Raw genomic sequence first — 21273 nt, 5'->3', positions numbered from 1 at the left:
TGGCCCTCATGGCCCTCATGGCCCTCATGGCCCTCATGGCCCTCATGGCCCTCATGGCCCTCATGGCCCTCATGGCCCTCATGGCCGTGCGACGCCGCGCCGGAAACGCGGCGTTCCACAAGGAACATCCCGCATTTCGGGCATTTGCCGGGTTCGTCCGAAATGACTTCCGGATGCATGGGGCAGGTGTATTCGATCCGCTCCGACAGGGCAGGCGCATCAAATTCCGCGATGTCTGGTGCAAAAGCCCCATTGCAGAGCAGTTTGCGCAGATCCTCCAGTCCGGAGATCAGGCCCGCCTGCGACATCTCCGCCATCACGTCGGCAGTGGGCAGAGGGCCAAGATCGGCCTCACCAAGCGCGAGAATGCACCGGGGTCGCGGCATCTGGGCCCAGACGACGCTGGCCGCATCGGCCAGCGCAGTGGGCAAGGGCCCCGCGATCAGCAAGACGTTCGCGTGGCGCGGCGTCACCGCGCGGATCAGCCCTGCGGCGTCCAGATCGAGACCAAGCGCATTCGCGACGTCCTCTCCAGGCACCACGAACGCGCGCAAATCCCGCGCCATGGCCCCGGCGACCAACCCGCGGAAACCGCGCAACAGACCCTGACGTGCCCCGGACAAATCCATCATTGCCGCCTCAGCGCGCCCTGGCTCCATCCATAGAGCAGGCCGAGAAACAGGATCGCGAGAAAAACGCCCATGTCGAGCAGGGCGACCAGCCCCTCTTCGCGGTAAACGACCGCCCAGGGGTACATGAAGGCCATCTCCATATCGAAGGCCAGAAACAGGAGCGCATAGCCGTAATACTTGGCGTGGTATCGGACCCAGACCGGATCGCGCGCCAAAGTGCCGGCGGTTGCGGGCACATCCTTGGCCGGTTCCGCCCGCGCCCGCCCGATCGCACGGGCGAGGGCATAGAGGCTCAGGACCAGCCCGACCGTGCCAAGCGTCAGGCCGAGCAGAATGGCGTATTGCGTCAGTTCACTCATGTCCGCCCTGGCTCCTGTCGTGCTTGGCCGGTTTTTCCCGTTCGGGTGCTGCGCCCCAATCAGGTGCGCGCCGTCCGTTTTTGACCACGTTTAGTCGAAGACGCCCAAAAAGAAAAACGATTACAAGAAATTTCTTCTCGAAGCTGAAGATGTTACGCGAGACGTCGAGACTGTGAAAAACATTGTGCTATTGTCTTCCGCAACCATTCAGATAAATTTCAATGGCGCGATGGATTGCCGACTTCAAAATCATTGATATTGGAATTTCGCCTTGGAATGGATAGGTTCATGGTATCTGCCCATGGCGACATGTTTGATGACTGCGCCTGCCGGGTTGGATCGGACTTTCTATGCAAGGGCGGCGTGCAACCATGTCGGAAACTAAAAACCATATCGCAAAGGGCAGCGGCGCCGGTCAGCCCGGCCTTGAAGCAACTCTGTCGGTGAACAGAAACGCGTTTTTGGGCTTCCTAGTCAAACGGCTGGGAAACCGAGCCGATGCTGAGGACGTGCTGCAGGAATTTTGCATCCGCGTTCTGGCACGTAAGGATCAGCTGCGCGAGGCGGACCGCATGGATGCCTGGCTTTACGCGGTGTTGCGGTCAGCGCTAAATGATCACTATCGCAAGTCGGGACGGTCCAGGCGTCTAAAGGAGGCTGTTGCACTGGAGGCTCAGTCTGCCGTTGTCACGGATGACCCGGTCGAAGATATGGACGTGATCTGCAACTGCGTCAAAGGGTTGGTCACCGAACTGCGCCCGGGTGATGCAGACCTGATCCGCCGAATTGACATCGACGACGAGGATCGCGGCATTGTGGCAGCTGACCTCGGGCTCAAGTCCGGGACATTGAATGTGCGTCTCCACCGCGCCCGCGCTGCTTTTGGTGACGCGTTGATGGCCCACTGCGGCCCTTGTTGCCGTCATGGCTTTGACGATTGTTCCTGTCCGCCGGACGGCTGCGAGCATCCGGTTGAAGAGACCGATTGCGAGGACCAACACACCGCGTCTTGAGGCGATTTTGTAATGCTGCGCTTCAAACGGCGTCTTCATGCAGAAGCCGCTCGGGAGGATCGTATGCCCACGGAACCGGCAGATGCGCAGGCAGTCGCAGACTTGATATCGGATGTGTTCTGCGAGTGTCGAAGCACTGTTCAAGCCGATGTTTGAAGGTTGTCGGGCGAGTTGTTTCTGAAAGTCGATGTCGAAGGGCGAAGCCTTCGGTCTGCGGCAGACGCGGTCGGGCTCAGCACAGGTGACGCCAAAACAGTTCTTTTTCTGTTCCGCCGCCAGATGGCCAGTGCTTTGGTAGCGTCAGTCCTCACAGTACCGGCGTCGGACGCAGATCAAACACGCGGGGAAGGGAGGGGAAAGAGGACCCATTGAGTGGTCGGCTCACGGACCGCACCCCAATGTGTGTAACGAAAGGACAGAGCCGGCGTCTACCCTTATGAACCGCGCAATCAGCGTTCATCAGTAAGGAAGACAGACATGTTCGGACCTCTCATTCTGGTTGGTATCCTCGTTTCGGTTTTGCTCGCCAGCAGAATAGTCGAAGCACATCGTGACGGCATTGTTGTCGAAGAAGCGCTCGTGGCCATCCCTGTAAAAAGCCCTCAAGACAGGAACCGACGCTAGGCGCAAGGCAGGGAAGGCCGCCCGCAGACCACATGACGCCACAGTGACCAAACCAACCAACACAGTCTAAGCCCGCAAGACGAAGCGCAATAATCAATGACCGACCAGACAGCCCGCCCTGCCATTCACGCGCCGGTACCATGGCAGCGTCCCGGAAGCCCTGACGTTCAGCCTACGACGACCCCTTGGACAGGCCGGTAAAAAATACAGAGAATCGCCGTTGTGATTCCGTAGAGCGCGCCATTTACTTGTCGGATTTAGGCAAACAGTTCAGGACATTCACGGGCGCACTTATTTGTCAGGATGATGTAGACCAGATGCAGCGTCGCAAGTCCTGCCAGCAGGCAGAAGAAAGAGATGTAGGCATATTGCAGGAAAGCAATATCGACCACGATCACCGCCACCAGCGTCAAGGCGAAATGGCGCACATGTTTGTAGTGCGACAGGGCCGGCGGCAGGGTGATGAGGGTCACGTAGATCGTGTTGGTCAACCACCGCGGCATCATGAAATCGAGCCACATGGATTTTTCATAGGCCAGCGACTGGTTGTTGATCTCTACCACAACCATGTCGCTGTTGAGCCCGTGCGGGATGTATAGCAGCAGGCCGAAGGCCAGTCCGATCAGCGCCATGAGGCGGAACAATCGCTTGCGCGGACTGTCGTCCGGCTCCAGCACATAAACCGAGAAGGGAACCCATATCGGCCACATGAACCACGTGAAGAAGATGAACCCCATTGCCCCCCACAAGACCGTCAGGGGATCATTTCCGTTCATGCCAACCCACACGAAACCCTCAGTGAATTGCTGAAGACCTGCGAAAAGCGGCATCAATGCAAGCGGGAGATAGCGTTTGTTGCGCTGGAAGGCCACGATTGAAATGGCGGCCCCACCCCCGACAAGGAAAACGCTTGCAGCAAAACTGACTTGGGCCGACAGGCACATGGCATTTTCCTTTTCAGGCCTACTCTCTGTTTCCAAACGTAAGCGACTTCTACAGCCTTGAAAAGAATGCAAATCGTCAGCCGCAGGATTGGTCCGGCTCCCCCCAAAAACAGGAGGCGGAAGGCCTGCTCCGCGTCGCCGCGGCAGTCACGCGGGCGCAGAGGCTAAAGCGGCACGATTGAACGCCGGGTCTCCGGCTGGTCCATCTCGTACGGCGGTGCCGGCTCGACGCTCTTTTCCGAGCTGGGCCGGCTGGCGGGCAGGACGCTGATCGCGCTGGCCGGGCTGACCGCGGTGCTGATCGGGCTGGGCTACAAGGCGGCGCTGGTGCCGTTCCAGTTTTGGGCACCCGACGCCTATGACGGCGCGCCGGTGTCCGTGGCCGCCTATCTGTCGGTAATTACCAAGGTCGCGGCAATCTTCGCCTTCGCGCAGATCTTGCGCGACCTACCGGTCGGTACCAGCTGGCCGATGGTGGTCGCGCTAATCGCCGCCATGACGATGACGTGCGGCTACCTGGCGGCGCTGGTGCAAAGCAACGAGGTGCGCCTGCTGGCCTATTCGTCGATGGCGCAGGCGGGTTATTTCATGATGGGGATCGTGGATCTGGGGCCAGGCTTGCTGGCGCTGCCCTCGGTGATCGTGTTCAGCGCGGCCTATGTGGCGATGAATCTCGGCGCCTTCGCGGTGATCATGGTCGCCGGACGCAGCCTTGACGACTTCCGGGGCTTCGGCCGCGCGCGCCCTGTGATCGGCGTAGCGATGGTGGTGTTCCTGCTGTCAATGACGGGCATTCCGCCGCTTTTCTGCTTTTTCGGCAAGGTGCTGCTCTTCGGTACGGCGATCGAGGCGGGCTATCTGTGGCTGGCGGTGATCGGCATTCTCAACAGCGTGCTGGCGCTGGCGGCCTACCTGCGCATCGTGGTGCCGATGTGTCAGCCGCGAGAGTCCGGACAGGACAGCGCCGCCCCGGCGCCGCCGCTGATGATCGTGTTGGGCGCGACCGCGCCGATCACGCTGCTCATGGGGTAGCTTGCAGGGATGTTTCCTGGGTGACTGCAACTGAGCGCAATCGCACGTCGGGGGCAACTCGCCGATCAGGGGGCGAGCAGCATGCTGATGTCGTTATATGCGCGGCGGGTCGCCACGGCGCCTGCCGCAATACAATGACGCTTTTGCCGGAATTCCAGTGTGCCGATGGTCTGGCTGAAAGCGGGTCGGATCACAAAATCCGCTTGCTCAAAACGCAGTCGCGCATGTTCATACTGGCAGACCTCGATGGATCGCATCATCGCCTGCAAGCCGTTTTTCGGGCCAGTCGCGTTTTCGCGCTGGCTGGGATCCACAGCGATCACGACTTCCGCGCCGGTGGCCCTGGCGACGTCCACCGGCGCGATATCGGAATAGGCTCCGTCCATCAGTACATACGGATCATCGACAAGGGGCGGCAGTATTCCGGCCAGCGCCGCGCTTGAATAGACATAATCAGTGGCATCTCCCTTGCCGAATACCACGCGTTGGCCAGACAGCATGTCGGTTGCACAGACAAAAGCCGGGATGCGGCCGTCCTGCAGGTTCTTGCCCTTGGTCAGGCCGGACAGGACACTGCGGCCCCAGGTCTCGGTGCGCGCGCCTGATCCCCAGCCAAAATACATGTCCCGCGCGGCAAGCAAAGCAAGCCGCATTCCCCTGATCCTTGCAGCCATTCCAGGCACGCGAAAGTCCGGTGTTGCCGGAAACCCGCTGGTATCCATGCCCACGAGTGCGTCGTACCATTTGTCATTAAGAGCATACGTAGCACCGACAACCGCGCCCATCGACACGCCCACGACGGCGCTTGGGATGTAGCCCCTGGCGATCAAAGCTCTGAGTACGCCAGCATGCGAGAGGCCCCTTGCCCCGCCGCCACTTAGCACGAGGGCAAAGCACTTGTGGGTTGCAGTGCTCGCTTTGGTCATGCTGCTCAATTCAAACTCCGCAATTTGGCTTTTCGTCAATTGGTTGGTCCCAGGCTGCCCGACCCTGCGCCAGTGCGCGCCATACGGAAATACTGACGCGAGTGGACGTAAAGCGTTACCGTCTCATGGGTGACACCAGCGGCAGTGCCTGCGAAGATTTTCGCCGGACACTGTAACGTCCGATGCCTGGCAACGTCTATTCCCCTGACGGTCCTTCGCGACCGCAAGGATTAATCGACAGGAGCCAGCATTGAAAACCTTGACCCTTGAGGTCCGCGGATTGTTCGAGGAACTCGATCATCTCGCGGTCGAACGTCATGTATCCGCCCTCGACGGCGTTCACCGGGCGGAAGCGAACCCTGCGTCTGCCAGTGTGACAGTGCAGTACGACGAAACGGTGGTGAACGAGGAGGCGCTGCGCAAGGCGATCGACGCCTGCGGCTTTCACTGCGCCGGAGAGCGTATGCCGAACCATATCTGCCAGATGGACCACACCGGCCATGAAGACCACGCGGCGCATGGCGCGACAGGGCCCGTTGCCAAGGACGCGATGGCCCATGAGATGGGTCACGGCGGCGGCATGGAGATGGCCGACATGGTCCGCGACATGCGCAACCGGTTCTGGGTGGCGCTGCTCTTTACCATCCCGATCTTCATCTACTCGCCGATGGGCGGCATGTTCACGCCCCCGGTGCCGCCTTTCGGCCTGAGGCTGGACCTTTGGCTGTTCTTCCTCGGCAGCGCGGGCATCGTCTGGCCCAGTTGGCCGTTTTTCGTAGCCGCTTGGCGGGCGCTGAAGAACGGCATCCTCAACATGGCCGTGCTCGTCGTGCTGTCGGTCGGCACCGGATATGTGTTCAGCGTCGGCTCGACCTTCTTCTTTCCCGGCGTGCAGTTCTACGAGGCGGTCGCGGTGTTGCTGGTCTTCATCCTGTTGGGCCACTGGCTGGAAATGCGGGCGCGCGCCGGTGCCTCTGCGGCGATCCGGGCGCTGCTCGATCTCGCGCCGCCGATGGCCACGGTGATCCGCGACGGGCAGGAGACCGAGGTGCCGACCTCCGAAGTGCTTCAGGGCGAAACGGTGGTGATCCGCCCGGGAAACAAGATTCCGGTGGACGGCGAGGTTTTGGAAGGATCTTCGCTGGTCGACGAGTCGATGCTGACGGGCGAGTCGATGCCGGTGAACAAGAGCTTGGGCGATACCGTCATCGGCGCCACGATCAATAAGACCGGCACGTTCCGCTACCGCGCCACCAAGGTCGGCGCCGACACCGCGCTGGCTCAGATCGTCAAGCTGGTGCAGGAGGCGCAGAACTCGAAGGCACCGGCACAGCTTCTGGCCGACCGGGCGTCGCAATGGCTGGTCCTCATCGCCATCGTGATCGGGCTGGCCACCTTCGCGGTCTGGTTCTGGTGGATCGGATCGCCGCTGCTGTTCGCGCTTACACTGACGATCACCGTTTTCGTCATCGCCTGCCCGGATGCGCTTGGGCTGGCCACGCCAATGGCTGTCATGGTGGGCACCGGGTTGGGGGCGCAGCACGGCATCCTGTTCAAGAATGCCGGGGCGCTCGAGGATGCGACCAAGCTCGACGTGATCGTCTTCGACAAGACCGGCACGCTGACGATGGGCGAGCCGCGTGTGGTCGAACTCGTCGCGGCCGACGGGAGTACCGAGGATGATGCGCTGCGCGCCGCTGCCTCTGTCGATCGCGGATCGGATCACCCCTTGGCGCTGGCCATCGTCCAGCGCGCCGAGGGGCTCGATGTGCCGCAGATGGCCGGCTTCGAGAACCTTGAAGGCCGCGGCGCACGCGCCGAGATCGCGGGCGAGCCAGTGCTGGTCGGCAACCGCCGGCTGATGGACGAGCAAGGCATCGACCTTGGCGCGCTGGATGCCGAAGCCGAGCGCCTGAAGGGCGAGGGCCGCACCGTGGTGCATGTGGCGAAGGGCGGGCGGATGCTCGGGCTGATCGCCATCGCCGATGCACCGCGCCCAAGCGCCATGGCCGCCGTGGCCAAGCTGCGCGAACGCGGCGTCGAGGTGGCGATGCTGACCGGCGACAACGAGGGCACGGCGCGGCGGATCGCGGCCGAGTTGGGCATCGACATGGTGCTGGCCGACGTGCTGCCCGGTCAGAAGGCCGAGAAGGTCAAGGAGCTTCAGGCCAAGGGCAAGAAGGTGGGCATGGTCGGCGACGGCGTCAATGACGCGCCCGCGCTGACCCAGGCCGATGTCGGCTTTGCCATCGGCGCGGGCACGGATGTGGCGATGGAAAGCGCCGATGTCGTGCTGATGAAAAGCGATCCCTACGATGTCGTGGGCGCGATCGAGCTGTCGCGCGCCACCCTGCGCAAGATGCACCAGAACCTGTTCTGGGCGGTGGCCTACAACGTGATCGCCTTCCCCGCTGCAGCGGGCGTGTTCTACCCGCTGATCATCAGCCCTGCCGTCGCCGCAATTGCCATGTCGGGCAGCTCGGCGCTGGTCGCGGTCAACGCGCTGCTGCTCAAGCGGACGCGGCTGGAAGGGATCAGCGAAGGCCAAGGCGGCGCAGGTGATCGGCGGAACCCGGTGGATTCTGAAACCATCCTGGAGCCGGGTTCCACACCACAAACACACCAAACGCATTGAATGAAGGGGAGGCCACGATGACTGATACATCTACAGACAAGAAGCCCGACGGGAGCGGACTGGCAGCACGATTTCCCACCGCCTATTCCATCCTTTTTCTGCTGATCATCGCCGTTGCGGCCCTGACCTGGATCATCCCTGCCGGGCAGTACGACCGCGCGATGAATGAAGAGGTCGGGCGCGAGATCGCGGTGCCGGGCACCTATCAGACGGTCGAAGCCAATCCGCAGGGCTTCGTGGATGTCATGCTGGCACCTGTCGCCGGGTTCTATGACCCCGACAGCTATGCCGCCAATGCCATCGACGTGGCGCTGTTCGTGCTGCTCCTGGGCGGTTTTCTGGGGGTGGTAAACGCGACAAATGCGATCGACACGGGGATCCAGGCGGCGATGGTCCGCCTGAAGGGCCGCGAGATCTGGATGATCCCGATCCTTATGTCGCTCTTCGCCCTGGGCGGAACGACCTACGGCATGGCCGAGGAAACGCTGGCCTTCTACGCGCTGCTGATCCCGGTGGTCATCGCCGCGGGATACGATTCCGTGACCGGCGTGGCGATCATCCTGATCGGCGCGGGCATCGGCACGCTGGGCTCGACGATCAACCCTTTCGCCACGGTGATCGCCTCCAACGCGGCGGGCATTCCGTTCACCGAAGGCATCGCCTTGCGGCTGGTCATCCTGCTGGGCGGCCTCGCGATCTGCATTGCCTATGTCATGCGCTACGCCTCCAGGGTCAAGGCGGACCCGGCGCGATCCGTCGTCGCGGCGCAACGCGAAAGCGACCGGCGGTTTTTCCTGAAAGAGACGGACGCGGAATTCAGCGAGCCGAAGCTGACCGGCACCCAGAAGCTGGTTCTGCTCCTGTTCTTCGCCACCTTTGCCGTCATGATCTGGGGCGTGTCGAGCCAGGGCTGGTGGATGGCCCGGATGGGGGCGCTGTTCTTCGGCATGGCCATCGTCGTCGGGGTTGTCGCGCGATTGGGCGAGAAGAAACTGACCTCGGCCTTTGTCGACGGCGCCAGGGATCTGCTGGGCGTGGCGCTGGTGATCGGGCTGGCGCGCGGCATCGTCGTCATCATGGAACAGGGCCTGATCGCCGATACCATCCTCAACAGCGCGGCCGACACCCTCGGCGGCCTGCCGGAAATCGCGTTCATCAACCTGATGCTCTGGATTGAGATCGGGATGAGCTTCCTCGTACCTTCATCTTCCGGACTGGCGGTTCTGTCGATGCCCATCCTCGCCCCACTGGGGGATTTTGCGGGCGTCGGTCGCGACCTTGTGGTGACGGCCTATCAATCCGCAAGCGGGCTGGTGAACCTGATCACGCCCACATCCGCAGTGGTGATCGGCGGTCTGGCGATCGGACGCGTATCGTTTGATCGGTGGGTTGTCTTCGTATGGCCATTACTGCTGATCCTCGTCGTCTTCATCTCGGCCAGCATCAGCTTGGCCGCCATTCTTTGACTGAATACATAGGAGTTACCGCAGATGTCTGAACTGAAACTCGGCGTACATTCGGAAACAGGGCAATTGCGGCAGGTGATCGTGTCGCCGCCCGGACTTGCCCACCGCCGCCTGACCCCCGAAAACTGCGCCGATCTACTGTTCGATGATGTGTTTTGGGTCAAGCAGGCGATCAAGGACCATGCCGTCTTTGCCGACATCATGCGCGGCGAGGGCATCGAGGTCCTGGATGCCATGGCGCTGCTCGCCGAGACGCTGGACATCAAGGAGGCGCGCACCTGGGTGCTCGACCACCGGATCACCCGCAATGATGTGGGCGTGGGGATGCGTGACGACCTGCGCGCCTGGATGGAGGCACTGCCGGGCGTGGAACTCGCCCGTTTTCTCGTTGGTGGGATCACCGTCGACGATCTTCCTTTCACCCCGTCGGGCATGTTCGGCAGCTATCTCGGCCTCAACGGCTTTGTTTTGCCACCGCTGCCCAATTTCATCTTCACGCGGGACAATTCCGCCTGGGTCTATGGCGGCGTCTCTCTGAACCCGATGTACTGGCCGGCACGGCGGCCCGAAACGCTGTTGATGGCCGCCGTTTATCGGTTCCACCCCAAGTTCGCAGATGCGCGTGTCTGGTTCGGCGATCCGACGCGCGAATTTGGCGCGGCTACGCTGGAAGGGGGCGATATCATGCCCATCGGCCATGGCGTCGTGATGGTCGGTATGGGCGAACGCTCGTCTCCGCAGGCGGTGGGTCAGTTGGCCGAGGCGTTGTTTCTGGGGGGTGACGTGACGCGCGTCATCGCCTGCCAGATGCCCCGGTCGCGGGCGGCAATGCATCTGGACACGGTATTCACCCATTGCGGCAACGATGTCGTGACGACGTTCAAGGAGGTGGCTGACGCGATCACCTGCTATGACCTGCGTCCCGGGTCGGCCGGTGCCGCGCTCGATATCCGGCGCGACGCCCGGCATCTTTTCGAAATCACCGCCGAGATATTGGGTTTCAAGAAACTGCATCTGGTCCCGACCGGCGGCAGCGATCTGGCCGAGCAGTCGCGCGAGCAGTGGAATGACGGCAACAACGTGCTGGCGCTGCGGCCCGGTGTTGTCATCGGCTATGACCGCAATGATGACACCAACGCCGCGCTGAAGGACGCCGGGATCGAAGTTCTGGCCATTCCCGGTGCCGAACTGGGCCGGGGCAGGGGTGGAAGCCATTGCATGAGCTGCCCCACCATCCGCGACGCAATCTGACAAAAGGAAACCCCATGTCCTACAATCTACGAAACCGCCATTTTCTTGCGCTGCGCGACTTCAGCCCGCAGGAAATCGGCTTTCTGCTGAAACTCTCCGCCGACCTGAAGGCGGCGAAATACGGTGGCTACGAAGTGCCGCGCCTGACCGGCAAGGAAATCGCGCTGATCTTTGAAAAGGACAGCACCCGCACGCGCGTCGGCTTCGAGGTGGCCGCCCACGATCAGGGCGCCCATGTCACCTATCTGGGGCCGTCGGGGTCGCATCTGGGCAAGAAGGAGACCGTGAAGGACACCGCCCGCGTGCTGGGCCGGGTCTATGACGCGATCGAATATCGCGGATTCGGTCATCCCATCGTCGAGACGCTGGCGCAGTATGCCGGGGTGCCGGTCTATAACGGTCTGACGGACGAATTCCACCCCACGCAGATCCTCGCCGATTTCCTCACCATGTCAGAGCATTCCGACAAACCGCTGGGTCAGATTGCCTATGCGTTTCTGGGGGATGCGGGCAACAACATGGGCGACAGCCTGCTGATCGGCGGCGCCAAAATGGGTATGGACGTGCGTCTGTGCGGGCCAAAGGCCTGTTGGCCCGATCCAGCCATTCAGGACGAAGCGCACCGGATCGCAGAGACCACCGGCGCGCGCATCACCATCACCGAAGAGGTGGGCGAGGCGGTGAAAGGGGCCGATTTCATCTACACCGATGTCTGGCTGTCGATGGGTGAATCCAAGGACAAATGGGAAGAACGTATCCGCCAACTTCTGCCCTATCAGGTCAACTCGGACGTGATGGCGCAGACCGGCAATCCGCAGACCAAGTTCATGCACTGCCTGCCCGCCTTCCACAACGCCGAGACTGAGGTCGGTGCCGACATCGCAAAACATTTCGACATCACGGCGATGGAAGTGACCGAAGAGGTGTTCGAAAGCCCGGCCTCCATAGTCTTTGATCAGGCCGAGAACCGGCTACACACCATCAAGGCGATCCTTGTCGCCACATTGGCTAACTAGCCGTGCTGGTGGTCGCAGCGCTTGGCGGGAACGCCCTGCTGCAGCGGGGTCAACCCCTGACGGCAGACAATCAACGCGCCAACGTCCGGACTGGGTCCGCTGCGCTGGCAAATATCGTGCGCGCCGGGCACACACTGGTCGTGACCCACGGCAACGGTCCGCAGGTCGGGCTGCTGGCGCTTCAGGGGGCGGTGTACAAACCCGACGAGGCATTTCCTCTCGACGTGCTGGGTGCGGAAACCGTCGGCATGATCGGCTACATGATCGAGCAGGAACTGGAGAATGCGCTGGATCATGCGCTTCCGGTCGCCACGCTTCTGACGCAGGTTGTGGTCCACGCGGACGACCCCGCGTTTCAGGCGCCCAGCAAGTTCATCGGCCCGGTCTATTCCCGCGACGAGGCCGAAACACGCGCCACCGCCGCCGGTTGGAGCATCGCGCAGGACGGGGACAAATGGCGGCGCGTCGTGCCTTCGCCAAAGCCGCAGGACATTCCGGATCTGCGTGTGCTGCGCCTGCTGCTGGATCAGGGTGTGATCGTGATCTGCACCGGAGGCGGGGGCATTCCCGTGCTGCGCCTGCCCGACGGCAGCATGACCGGGATCGAGGCCGTGATCGACAAGGATGCCGCCAGCGCGCTGCTTGCGCAACGGCTCGGGGCGGATGCGCTGCTTCTGCTCACTGACGTGGATGCGGCCTACCGGGATTTCGGAACGGATGATGCGGCGCCCATCCGACATCTCACCCCGCCAGAGGCGCGGGCGCTCGACCTGGCGGCGGGCTCTATGGGCCCCAAGATGGCGGCAGCGGCCGATTTCGCGGAGGCAGGAGGCCTCGCTGGTATCGGTCAGCTTGAGGATGCGCTGGCGCTTCTGGATGGAACGGCCGGGACGCAGGTTCGTTCGTCACCCCCAAAATCATCAAAAGGAGATTCTCGATGAAACGTCTCGCCGACAAAGTCGCCCTGATCACCGGGGGCGCAGCTGGTATCGGTCTGGAAACCGCGCGGCTCTTTCTCAGCGAAGGTGCCAAGGTCGCGCTTGTCGACCTCAGGGAAAGTGATCTGTCGGATACCGCGAGGGATCTTGGAAATTCGGGCGATGTGCTGACAATCGCGGCCGACGTATCGTCGGTCGAGGATTGCGAACGATATGTCGCGCAGACCGTCGAGAAATTCGGACGCATCGACGTGTTCTTCAACAACGCCGGGATCGAGGGCAAGGTCGCGCCACTGATCGATCAGAAGATCAAGGATTTCGACCGCGTGATGGCAGTCAACGTGCGCGGCGCATTCCTTGGATTGCAGCATGTCTTGCCGGTGATGATCGGACGGAAATCGGGAAGCGTTATCAACATGTCGTCCATTGCGGGTCTCAAAGGCAGCCCAAACGTCGCGCCCTATATCACGTCGAAACATGCCGTAGTCGGCCTGACGCGCGCGGCTGCGATCGAGGCGGCGGGCCACAACGTGCGGGTCAATTCCGTGCATCCATCGCCGGTCAACACCCGGATGATGCGGTCGCTGGAGGAAGGCTTCAATCCCGGTCGCGGCGATGAAGTAAAGCAGCAGCTTTCCGATACGATCCCGCTGGGTCGCTATGGCGAAAGCCTCGATATCGCCAACCTCGTCCTCTTCCTCGCCTCCGACGATTCCGCGTTCATCACCGGAGCGCAATATCCCGTCGACGGGGGCATGGCGGCGGGCTGATCAGTCACGCCAATTCAGTCCTCAGTGCCTCTTGCTAACGCGTCGGTGTGTTGGCCGCAAACGCACCGACACCCAGCGCCGCATTCGTGCGTGCAATCGATGCGGCTCCGTCTGGCTCAGCTTGGGTTAGGGCACGGATCGCGTCGATGGTCTCGGGGATCACGATAGCCTGGTTGTCGACCATATAGGCATAGAACAACTCGTCGCCCTCTACCCTGAGCATGTCCTCCCACAGGGCCACCTCGTAGAGGCTGTCGTTGGGGCGCCCGAGACCGGCCATCATCTCCTTGACTGCGTTGATTGCACCCAGCCCGTCCGACATCCGGATCAGAGCAATGCGGGACGACGCGCAGAATGCGTCCAGCACCTCATCCTTTGATGCCTTGCGCGGCATCCTCACGGACCAGTAGTGCAAATGCGCAAGGGTCTGGGGCACCTTGACGGCCATCGTGATCACGTCAAGGTCGGGATCGACGCTTTGCGCATCGGGGCCTTGGTGGCTAGGGATTTCGGGTTCGGGAACGAGCGTGTTCATGATCCCGCCCAGATGGCTTTCCCATGGATCAGTGGCGCGCCGAAGCAGCGTTCCGCGCGCCGAGCCAAGCAGGCCGGACCGTTTGAGTGCGCTCAGCGTGCGGACGATCGAGGTCGTGTTGCAGGACACGACACGGGTGCTGTCGCGCCCGAGCGCCGTTTCATAATTCGCTTCGGCGACAAAGGAATGGCCCGTTACGCTGTGTTTTTCGCCGCCGTGAACGATGAAACGGATGCCTTTGTCGCGGTATGTTTCCACATTCTGAGCGGCGATCTTTTTCGGCGTGCAATCGATCACGATGTCGGCGGCGGCCAACAGATCGTCCAAGCCGCCGGCGAGGTTCAGGCCGGCCTTTTGTATCGCGGATTCCCGCTCCGGGTCTGCAGCGTAGAGGGCAAAGCCCTTGGTTGCCGGCATCCGGGCGCGCCAGTCGGCCACGACATCCGCCACGCCGATCAGGTCCATGTCGGCCTGCACGGCCACCGCGTCGGCTACGCGCTTGCCGATCACACCGTATCCGTTCACGGCGACCTTGATTTGCCCTTTGCCTGTCATCTTGCTCTCCCTATTTGTTTGCCGAGTGCCCTGATGTGGCAGTGGTGATCTGCCTCAGCGTCCGCGATGTAATTCCGCGTCAACGGAACGGTGTCGCGGCGTTTGGCCAACTGGAGCTGGAACACCATCAACCGGCCATGCCGGAATGCCATTTCGCAGACAGCCAGATAGAATTCCCAAATGCGGCAGAACCGTTCGTCGTAAAGCCTCCGCGCGGTCCCGCGCTCGGCTGCGAAGCGTTCGGACCAGTGCCGCAGGGTCTCTGCATAATGCAGGCGCAGGACCTCGACATCGGTGACCCAAAGCCCAGAACGTTCCGCCGCCGAGATCGTTTCGGACAGTGACGGAAGATAGCCACCGGGGAAAATGTATTTCCTGATCCACGCATCGCTGCCACCTTTGGGTGCCATCGTACCGATCGCATGTACAAGCGCGACTCCATCCGGCTTGAGAACCCTTCGGATCGTGCTGAAATAGTCATCAAATCCACTGCGGCCCACATGCTCGAACATGCCCACCGAAACGACACGGTCATACTGGCCTTTCTCTTGCCGGTAGTCGCGGAGTTTAAAGGCGACCTGTTCGGACAGGCCGGACTGCGTTGCGCTGGCGCGGGCGGCCACGATCTGTTCGGTAGACAGGCTCAGACCGGTCACGCGGGCCTGATGCTGTTGGGCAAGCTCCAGCGCCAAGCCCCCCCAGCCCGAGCCGATATCGAGAACGTCAAGGCCGGGCCGCAGCAGCAGCTTTGCAGCGATGTGTCGTTTCTTGAGGGCTTGCGCCTCGTCCAAAGTTTCATTGCCTGTGGCGAAGTAGGCGCATGAATACTGTCGGTCCGCGTCAAGAAAGAGGTCGTAGAGTTCGGTCGAGAGATCATAGTGGTGCGCCACGTTGCAGCGGGCCCGGTTGATCGGGTTGTGATGCAACCTGCGGCTCAAAAAAGCGTCCAGCCCTTGCCTGATCCGTTTCCCGGGCAAAGCGTCGACGGCGTCGAGGTCAGCCATGCAAATCGAAAGAAGGTCGCGCAGGCTGCCGGTCTCGATGCGGAGCGTTCCATCCATATAGGCCTCGCCAAGCGCCAGACTGGGGTTTGCAAGAAGTTGCGCAGGCAGCGCCTTGTCGGTCAATCGGACTGAAACGGCAGGGCCGTCACCGCCACCGAAACGCCAAGTCCCACAACAGGGGTCGATAACAGTCAGGTGACCGTTCCGAACCAGACGGCTGAGCAATTTGGCAAGTAACCACATCACGGCCCTTCCGGGTCCAAGGCGTGGAAGCTGCCTCGCGCCGTCATGCAATTCAAACTGCTCATCAGGTGGGATTTCGCTGTTGGACATGATCGGTGCCTCCGCGTTTGTCTGAGTTTGGAAGGGGCATCGAACGACCCCGGCTCTCAAAAAGACGACCGGCGCTAGTGTTTGTTACAGCGCGCAGCCATATTGCGTCGGCACCTGAAAGCAGGAAAGCGCCGATTGGGCGTATCGGTCCAAGCGCTTTCGGTACACATTTGCCCGATTGCAGCCTATTGTTCGCCGAAGGACATGAGCCCACGACTTATCAAACGCGATCGTGATCATCTTTCGATTGCGGCTTCGGTCTCAGGCACGCGTGTAAGGCAGCAGCATTAAAGCTCCGAGGATCGCTCCGCGGTTCTGCGTGTTCTTCAGATTTCGCTTTCGTCCGCAAGGCCTTCGAGGCGGGCGCGGACCTTCTCTGCCGCGTCGCAATCGCAATCAAGAAAGCCGTGAACCGGGCAGGTCAGGCACATCTGCTGCAACCTTGTCTTCAATGCCTGCCTGCCCCGGTGAACGCGGACGTTGAGGTTGTTCAACGTGATCCCAAGGTCTTTGGCGACGTCCTCTCGCGGTTGTTCCTGAAGATCGACCCGCCAGATGACTTCGGCATATTCCGGTTTGAGCGTTGGCAACAACTTGTAGAGACAATTGCAGATAACCTCGTCCAGTTCTTCGTCAAAATCGTGATGGACGCCTTCCAGGTCGGTCGGGGCCATGACCACCTCCCTCTGTCGCTGTCGCGAAACCTTGCGGCCATGGTCCGCTATGGACGACGCAAGGATCTGACTGAGCCAGCCGCGAACGGCGCGCACATCACGAAGTTGCTCTGAGCGGTCGATGGCCCGCAGCATAAATGTTTGCAGGACATCCTCTGCCGCCTCTGGATCACCCAGTCGCCGACGCAGGAATTTCAGAATTTGATGTCTGCCTTCCACCAACGCGTGGCGAACGGCCGCGTCGGTGGATTTTGCAGCGACGTCGGACTGGTCAACTAAGGAAAATTTGTCGCCTTGGTCATTTTTCATCACACACCTCTGCAAAATACGACGCTCGTAAGTCGGATGCGCTACACCGTCTGCCACAAACGTCTGCGTTTCTTTCATTATACGTGCATCCTGGAACTCATAAAGCACAGGTCATCAGACGTTTGTCTTAATAACCAGTAAGGTTTCAGTCGCTGAAACGTCTGTTTGGTTCGTCCAATCACTGTCGCCAAGCCGCCGCACCGCAATTGTTGACACTTGCGACTGCGATCATCAACTACGAGAAAAACTTATCATTCTACACTGACTTGGCACGCCGGAAGATCTCCGCAATTCCAGCCGGTTCTGACCTGAAAAAAGGAAATCCCGATGTCGCCGACGACAATAACCAAGATCGTTCTGGCCATGCTCTTGTGGGCGGCGTGCTTTCCGCTGATCACGGCAGGGCTGCAATATTCGCCGCATTTGACCTTTGCGACACTGCGGGCAATTCTGGCTGCGGCCACCCTGGTGTTTGTTGCGGTGTGGCTGCAGCGGCCGTTTCCGCGTGGTTGGCGCACGTGGGTGACACTGGGTGTCGTCGGCCTTGGCGCGACCAGTCTGGGATTTCTCGGCATGTTTCATGCGGCAGAATTTGTATCTCCCGGGCTCGCCACGGTTATCGCCAACGCTCAGCCGCTGCTTGCGACAATGTTGGGCGTTGCATGGCTTGGAGAGCGACTGGCGAGGGTCGGTTGGGGTGGCCTATTGATCGGTTTCGCGGGAATACTTGTGATCGCCTTGCCACAATTGGGCGATGGAGCGCGAGACGGGACGGCCATCGGTTTTGCCTACATCGTTCTGGCTGCGGTTGGAGTGACTGTCAGCAACGTGGCGATCAAATCCATCGCAGGTCAGGTCGATGGACTTTTTGCAATGGGCTTTCAGATGCTGATCGGCAGCGTGCCTCTTGCCGTGGCGGCGCTTCTCCTTGAAGATCAGACGGCCATCCAATGGACATCTGTTTTCGTAATGTCGCTGTTGGGCTTGGCCTTGTTTGGCTCTGCACTGGTTTACTGGCTGTGGTTTTCGGTACTGGAGGAAGTGGAACTGAACCGGGCGATTGTGTTCAGCTTCCTGGTGCCGATATTCGGTCTCACCATCGGGGCACTGTTCTTTGGCGAGCGTCTTTCCGCCGTGCAGTTTTCCGGGATCGTATTGGTCATTGCGGGTATAGTTCTCGTCAATCTCAGCGGTAGAACGCAAAGCCAGAAAAGCGGAGCATAATAGGATATAATTCGCTAAATCAATAGATTGATGTGGCCTGGTGACTGTGGACAAGGTTGGTGAGAGGCTTCCTAGCAGAGGGGAAGAGTGGGTCTTGGCCTTCGATACGGCGGGACGGAGCATGGCGAATTTGATCTGTGTGAACGCCTGCAAGCATTGAACACGCTCGACGCGATGATCATGTCGACAACAGTGCAAATATCGGAAAATTAGGACAGGAATGTCATGGCATCGCTCGACACCGAAAAACCGAAGGTACCTGACACCTCGACGGAACGTGCGTTGCTCGATGGACGTGGCGCATTTCTGGGGTTCCTGATCAAACGGCTTGGCAACCGGGCGGATGCAGAGGATGTCCTGCAGGATTTCAGCATCCGCGTGCTGCAGCGCAAGGACCAACTCAGAGACGTCGAACGGATGGATGCCTGGCTCTATGCGATCCTGCGCTCCACGTTGAATGACCATTTCCGCAAAGGCACGCGCCGTGACCAACTGGCCGCGGCGGTGGCGCGCGAGCCGGAAGACTGGACCGCTGATGCGCCGACTCAGATGGCACGGCTCTGCACCTGTCATGGCGGTCTGATTTCCGAACTGCGCCCGGCGGATTCGGAACTGATCCGGCGCATCGACTTCGGCGAAGAAGACCGTGAGCATGTGGCGCGCGACCTTGGACTAACCCGCAACGCGCTTGGCGTTAGGCTACACCGGGCGCGCACGGCTCTGCGCGAGGCGCTGACAAATCATTGTGGCGCTTGCTGCCGGGATGACCGTGACGATTGCTATTGTCAGCCTGAGGGTTGCAAGAACGCCGAGCACGAAACCGATTGCGAAGCAGGGCAGCAGAATTCCTGATCGAAACGCGGTCGGTTCTGTAACGTTTTTCGCCAATCGACGTCTTCTTTTGTGACTACGCCTTGGGCCAGCACAGCAGGAGGACTGGGATCATGCCACGGGAGACGACGAATTTTCGTTCGGGAGCAACGGAACCGTCGCGGAATGCCGCCGTTCCGGAGTTCATGTCGCGGATGATATGCAATTGTGCAGAGGCCTCCGCGCATCCAGACGCCCCGATGGCATTGGCGTTGTTCCAGCGCATGGAAATCTTGAAGCAACCCCCGGAATTAGCGGCGCGCGCACTGGGCCTCAAGCCCGGTGATGCGGCCTACCTGTTGACCGGTCTGCGCGAGGATGTCGCAAAGAACCTCGCACTTGCGCTTCTTGCAGGGCGGCCATCCAGAGAAATCTATGAACAGAAGGAAGCCAACAATGAATAAGAGCTTGCGCCTTGCGACTGTGACGCCGGAGCAACTTACGGCACCTGAGACTAAACGGCCCTCCGCTGGTGCCAATGTGCCCTACGCTCAGGACGCCTTTGAACGCTGGGTGCTGTTCCTCGACACGTTACGCGAACACGCCGACAACATGATCGCACATGAACGTCAGGGCATGCCGCCGCTTCTGGATTTCGACTATGAGCTTCTGCTGGATGCCCGCACTTTTGAACGGCCCGCCAATTATGCACTGCTCCGGATCACGCGGGCAGGCGAAGATTGCTGGGACGATTGCGTGGACGAGGCAAAGCCGCCGGTCATCGTCATTGATCCGCGCGCGGGACATGGGCCGGGTATCGGCGGCTTCAAGCATGACAGCGAAGTCGGCATGGCGATGCACGAGGGCCATCCGGTCTATTTCGTGATCTTCTTTCCAGAACCCATGCCCGGCCAGACGCTGGCTGACGTACACTATGCACTGCGTGACTTCGTCACCGAAGTCGCCCGCCGTCACCCGAACGCGGCACCCGTGCTCTACGGCAATTGTCAGGCCGGTTGGGCCGCCGCCCTGCTGGCCGCCGATTGCGACGGTCTGACCGGGCCCATCGTGTTGAACGGCTCTCCGCTCAGTTATTGGTCGGGCGACGCGGCCACCAGCCCGATGCGGATGCTCGGCGCGCTCTCGGGCGGATCCTGGGCGGCGCACATGATCGCCGATCTGGGCGACGGGCGGTTCGACGGCGCGTGGCTGGCGCAGAACTTCGAGACCCTGCAACCTGAAAAGGCGATCTGGGAGAAATACGCCAACCTCTTTTCCCATGCCGATACCGAACGTGAACGGTTCCTCGACTTCGAACGCTGGTGGAATGGCTACTATACGCTGAGCCGCGAGGAAATTCTCGGCATCACTCAGAACCTTTTCATCGGCAATCGACTGGAGCAGGGCGAGATGCAACTGGACGCGCATTGTACCATCGATCTGAAACGGATCCGCAACCCGATCATCGTCTTTGCCTCGGAGGGCGACAACATCACCCCGCCGCAGCAGGCGTTGGGCGGGATTGCCAAGCTATATCCTGACACCGATGCGCTCAAGGCTGCCGGACAGCGCATCGTCTACATGACGCACGAGACTGTCGGGCATCTGGGCATCTTCGTCTCCGGGTCCGTCGCGCGGCTTCAGCATCGGGCGATCCTGGAAAGCCTGGAGGCGGTCGAGGCGCTGGCGCCCGGGCTTTATGAGATGGTCATCGATAATCCTTCCGGGGGCGCAAAGCGCAAGACCGACGACTACGACGTGCGTTTCGAGCCGCGCGACGTCGACGATCTCGGTTTTGGGTCAGACCATGGAGCGCTGGCCCAGGTCGCGCAGATGTCACGGATCAACGAGGCGGCTTATTCGACATTTGTTAGCCCTTGGATCAAGGCCGCGACGTCCCCTGCCAGTGCCGAGATGCTGCGCGCCCTGCATCCGATGCGATGGACCAGAACGATGTTTTCCGAGCGTGTGAACCCTTGGATGGCGCTGGTGAAATCCACAAGCCGACTCCGTGCGTGAGACGCGGGATCCTCTGCCGAAAGACCATCCCGCCATCCTTGCCGAACGCGCGTTGTTCGCGCGTACCGGCGAAAACCTCGGTGCCTTGCGCAAAGCGCGCGATGCATGGCTCACACATGTCTTTGGCGCGATGTACGGCAGTTTCCCCATCGCCACCACCACACAAGCGGGCCAACCGACCGCCATACCAAACAAGGAGTGAAG

Annotated in this window: 20 protein-coding genes; 13 read left to right on the top strand and 7 right to left on the bottom strand. The window is 61.0% G+C overall.

Annotation, left to right across the window (positions count from 1 at the left end; translation table 11 throughout):
• Window positions 1–632, bottom strand: a 632-nt coding sequence (locus ACGYKA_RS18920; protein ID WP_394439610.1) for a heavy metal-binding domain-containing protein, incomplete at its 3' end; no start/stop codon positions are given.
• On the bottom strand, window positions 629–991 hold the full coding sequence (locus ACGYKA_RS18915) for an NADH-quinone oxidoreductase subunit A (protein ID WP_017468394.1): 363 nt from the start codon (window positions 989–991) through the stop codon (window positions 629–631). The genes ACGYKA_RS18920 and ACGYKA_RS18915, both read right to left, overlap by 4 nt.
• Window positions 992–1362: 371 nt before the next feature.
• On the opposite strand from ACGYKA_RS18915, the gene ACGYKA_RS18910 reads away from it, so the two are divergent.
• A complete protein-coding gene (locus ACGYKA_RS18910; protein WP_149789481.1) occupies window positions 1363–2004 on the top strand; it encodes an RNA polymerase sigma factor in 642 nt (213 codons plus the stop codon).
• Window positions 2005–2885: 881 nt separating this feature from the next.
• Here ACGYKA_RS18910 and ACGYKA_RS18905 read toward each other — a convergent pair.
• Window positions 2886–3572 (bottom strand): DUF6629 family protein, encoded by a 687-nt coding sequence (locus ACGYKA_RS18905; RefSeq protein WP_043847429.1) that lies wholly within the window; start codon window positions 3570–3572, stop codon window positions 2886–2888.
• 177 nt (window positions 3573–3749) lie between these two features.
• On the opposite strand from ACGYKA_RS18905, the gene ACGYKA_RS18900 reads away from it, so the two are divergent.
• The gene (locus ACGYKA_RS18900) at window positions 3750–4604 is read left to right on the top strand and encodes a proton-conducting transporter membrane subunit (RefSeq protein ID WP_081749910.1); all 855 of its coding nucleotides are present in this window, start codon (window positions 3750–3752) and stop codon (window positions 4602–4604) included.
• Between the two features lie 65 nt (window positions 4605–4669).
• Here the strand turns inward: ACGYKA_RS18900 and ACGYKA_RS18895 are convergent, their stop codons facing one another.
• Entirely contained in the window at window positions 4670–5530 is an 861-nt protein-coding gene (locus ACGYKA_RS18895) for a patatin-like phospholipase family protein (RefSeq protein ID WP_088665105.1), read from the bottom strand.
• Window positions 5531–5780: 250 nt separating this feature from the next.
• Here ACGYKA_RS18895 and ACGYKA_RS18890 point away from each other — a divergent pair, with 250 nt between their 5' ends.
• Genes ACGYKA_RS18890 through ACGYKA_RS18865 form a run of 6 tightly spaced genes read left to right on the top strand, consistent with a single transcriptional unit; the run spans window position 5781 to window position 13606 of the window.
• Entirely contained in the window at window positions 5781–8165 is a 2385-nt protein-coding gene (locus ACGYKA_RS18890) for a cation-translocating P-type ATPase (RefSeq protein WP_149789480.1), read from the top strand.
• A gap of 17 nt (window positions 8166–8182) precedes the next feature.
• Complete coding sequence (locus tag ACGYKA_RS18885; RefSeq protein ID WP_149789479.1) at window positions 8183–9631, top strand: YfcC family protein; 1449 nt, start codon at window positions 8183–8185, stop codon at window positions 9629–9631.
• A gap of 24 nt (window positions 9632–9655) precedes the next feature.
• On the top strand, window positions 9656–10882 hold the full coding sequence (locus tag ACGYKA_RS18880) for an arginine deiminase (RefSeq protein ID WP_149789478.1): 1227 nt from the start codon (window positions 9656–9658) through the stop codon (window positions 10880–10882).
• A 14-nt stretch (window positions 10883–10896) separates the two neighbouring features.
• The gene (gene argF, locus ACGYKA_RS18875) at window positions 10897–11898 is read left to right on the top strand and encodes an ornithine carbamoyltransferase (RefSeq protein WP_149789477.1); all 1002 of its coding nucleotides are present in this window, start codon (window positions 10897–10899) and stop codon (window positions 11896–11898) included.
• A 2-nt stretch (window positions 11899–11900) separates the two neighbouring features.
• Window positions 11901–12839 (top strand): carbamate kinase, encoded by a 939-nt coding sequence (gene arcC, locus ACGYKA_RS18870; RefSeq protein ID WP_271690365.1) that lies wholly within the window; start codon window positions 11901–11903, stop codon window positions 12837–12839.
• Window positions 12836–13606: an SDR family NAD(P)-dependent oxidoreductase gene (locus ACGYKA_RS18865; RefSeq protein WP_043847441.1), complete on the top strand. Its 771-nt coding sequence runs from the start codon at window positions 12836–12838 to the stop codon at window positions 13604–13606. Before arcC ends, ACGYKA_RS18865 begins: the two co-directional genes overlap by 4 nt.
• A 34-nt stretch (window positions 13607–13640) precedes the next feature.
• Here the strand turns inward: ACGYKA_RS18865 and ACGYKA_RS18860 are convergent, their stop codons facing one another.
• The 3 genes from ACGYKA_RS18860 to ACGYKA_RS18850 all read right to left on the bottom strand — a co-directional run bounded on the left by ACGYKA_RS18860 (window position 13641) and on the right by ACGYKA_RS18850 (window position 17094).
• Window positions 13641–14696, bottom strand: coding sequence for a type II glyceraldehyde-3-phosphate dehydrogenase (locus tag ACGYKA_RS18860; protein ID WP_271690366.1), 1056 nt, complete (start codon window positions 14694–14696; stop codon window positions 13641–13643).
• A complete protein-coding gene (locus ACGYKA_RS18855) occupies window positions 14693–16033 on the bottom strand; it encodes a cyclopropane-fatty-acyl-phospholipid synthase family protein (RefSeq protein ID WP_185805118.1) in 1341 nt (446 codons plus the stop codon). The genes ACGYKA_RS18860 and ACGYKA_RS18855 overlap by 4 nt, the downstream gene beginning before the upstream one ends.
• Before the next feature lie 326 nt (window positions 16034–16359).
• Window positions 16360–17094, bottom strand: coding sequence for an RNA polymerase sigma factor (locus tag ACGYKA_RS18850; protein ID WP_394439598.1), 735 nt, complete (start codon window positions 17092–17094; stop codon window positions 16360–16362).
• A gap of 249 nt (window positions 17095–17343) precedes the next feature.
• Between ACGYKA_RS18850 and ACGYKA_RS18845 the strand changes: the two genes are divergently transcribed.
• The 5 genes from ACGYKA_RS18845 (at window position 17344) to ACGYKA_RS18825 (ending at window position 21271) form a co-directional block, all read left to right on the top strand.
• Window positions 17344–18240, top strand: a complete 897-nt coding sequence (locus ACGYKA_RS18845; protein WP_017469163.1) for a DMT family transporter — start codon at window positions 17344–17346, stop codon at window positions 18238–18240.
• A gap of 225 nt (window positions 18241–18465) precedes the next feature.
• Entirely contained in the window at window positions 18466–19092 is a 627-nt protein-coding gene (locus ACGYKA_RS18840; RefSeq protein WP_185805117.1) for an RNA polymerase sigma factor, read from the top strand.
• Window positions 19093–19184: 92 nt separating this feature from the next.
• Window positions 19185–19514 (top strand): hypothetical protein, encoded by a 330-nt coding sequence (locus ACGYKA_RS18835; RefSeq protein ID WP_185805116.1) that lies wholly within the window; start codon window positions 19185–19187, stop codon window positions 19512–19514.
• A complete protein-coding gene (locus ACGYKA_RS18830; RefSeq protein WP_249777946.1) occupies window positions 19507–21069 on the top strand; it encodes a DUF3141 domain-containing protein in 1563 nt (520 codons plus the stop codon). The genes ACGYKA_RS18835 and ACGYKA_RS18830 overlap by 8 nt, the downstream gene beginning before the upstream one ends.
• On the top strand, window positions 21062–21271 hold the full coding sequence (locus tag ACGYKA_RS18825; protein ID WP_249777945.1) for a DUF3141 domain-containing protein: 210 nt from the start codon (window positions 21062–21064) through the stop codon (window positions 21269–21271). The genes ACGYKA_RS18830 and ACGYKA_RS18825 overlap by 8 nt, the downstream gene beginning before the upstream one ends.
• Window positions 21272–21273: the final 2 nt, after the last annotated feature.

The sequence above is a fragment of the Sulfitobacter sp. 1A15106 genome (genome assembly GCF_043556995.1).
In the GTDB taxonomy this organism is placed as follows: Bacteria; Pseudomonadota; Alphaproteobacteria; order Rhodobacterales; family Rhodobacteraceae; genus Sulfitobacter; species Sulfitobacter faviae.
Note: the sequence above shows the minus strand (reverse complement) of the source record. Positions and strands in the feature narration are given on the sequence as shown.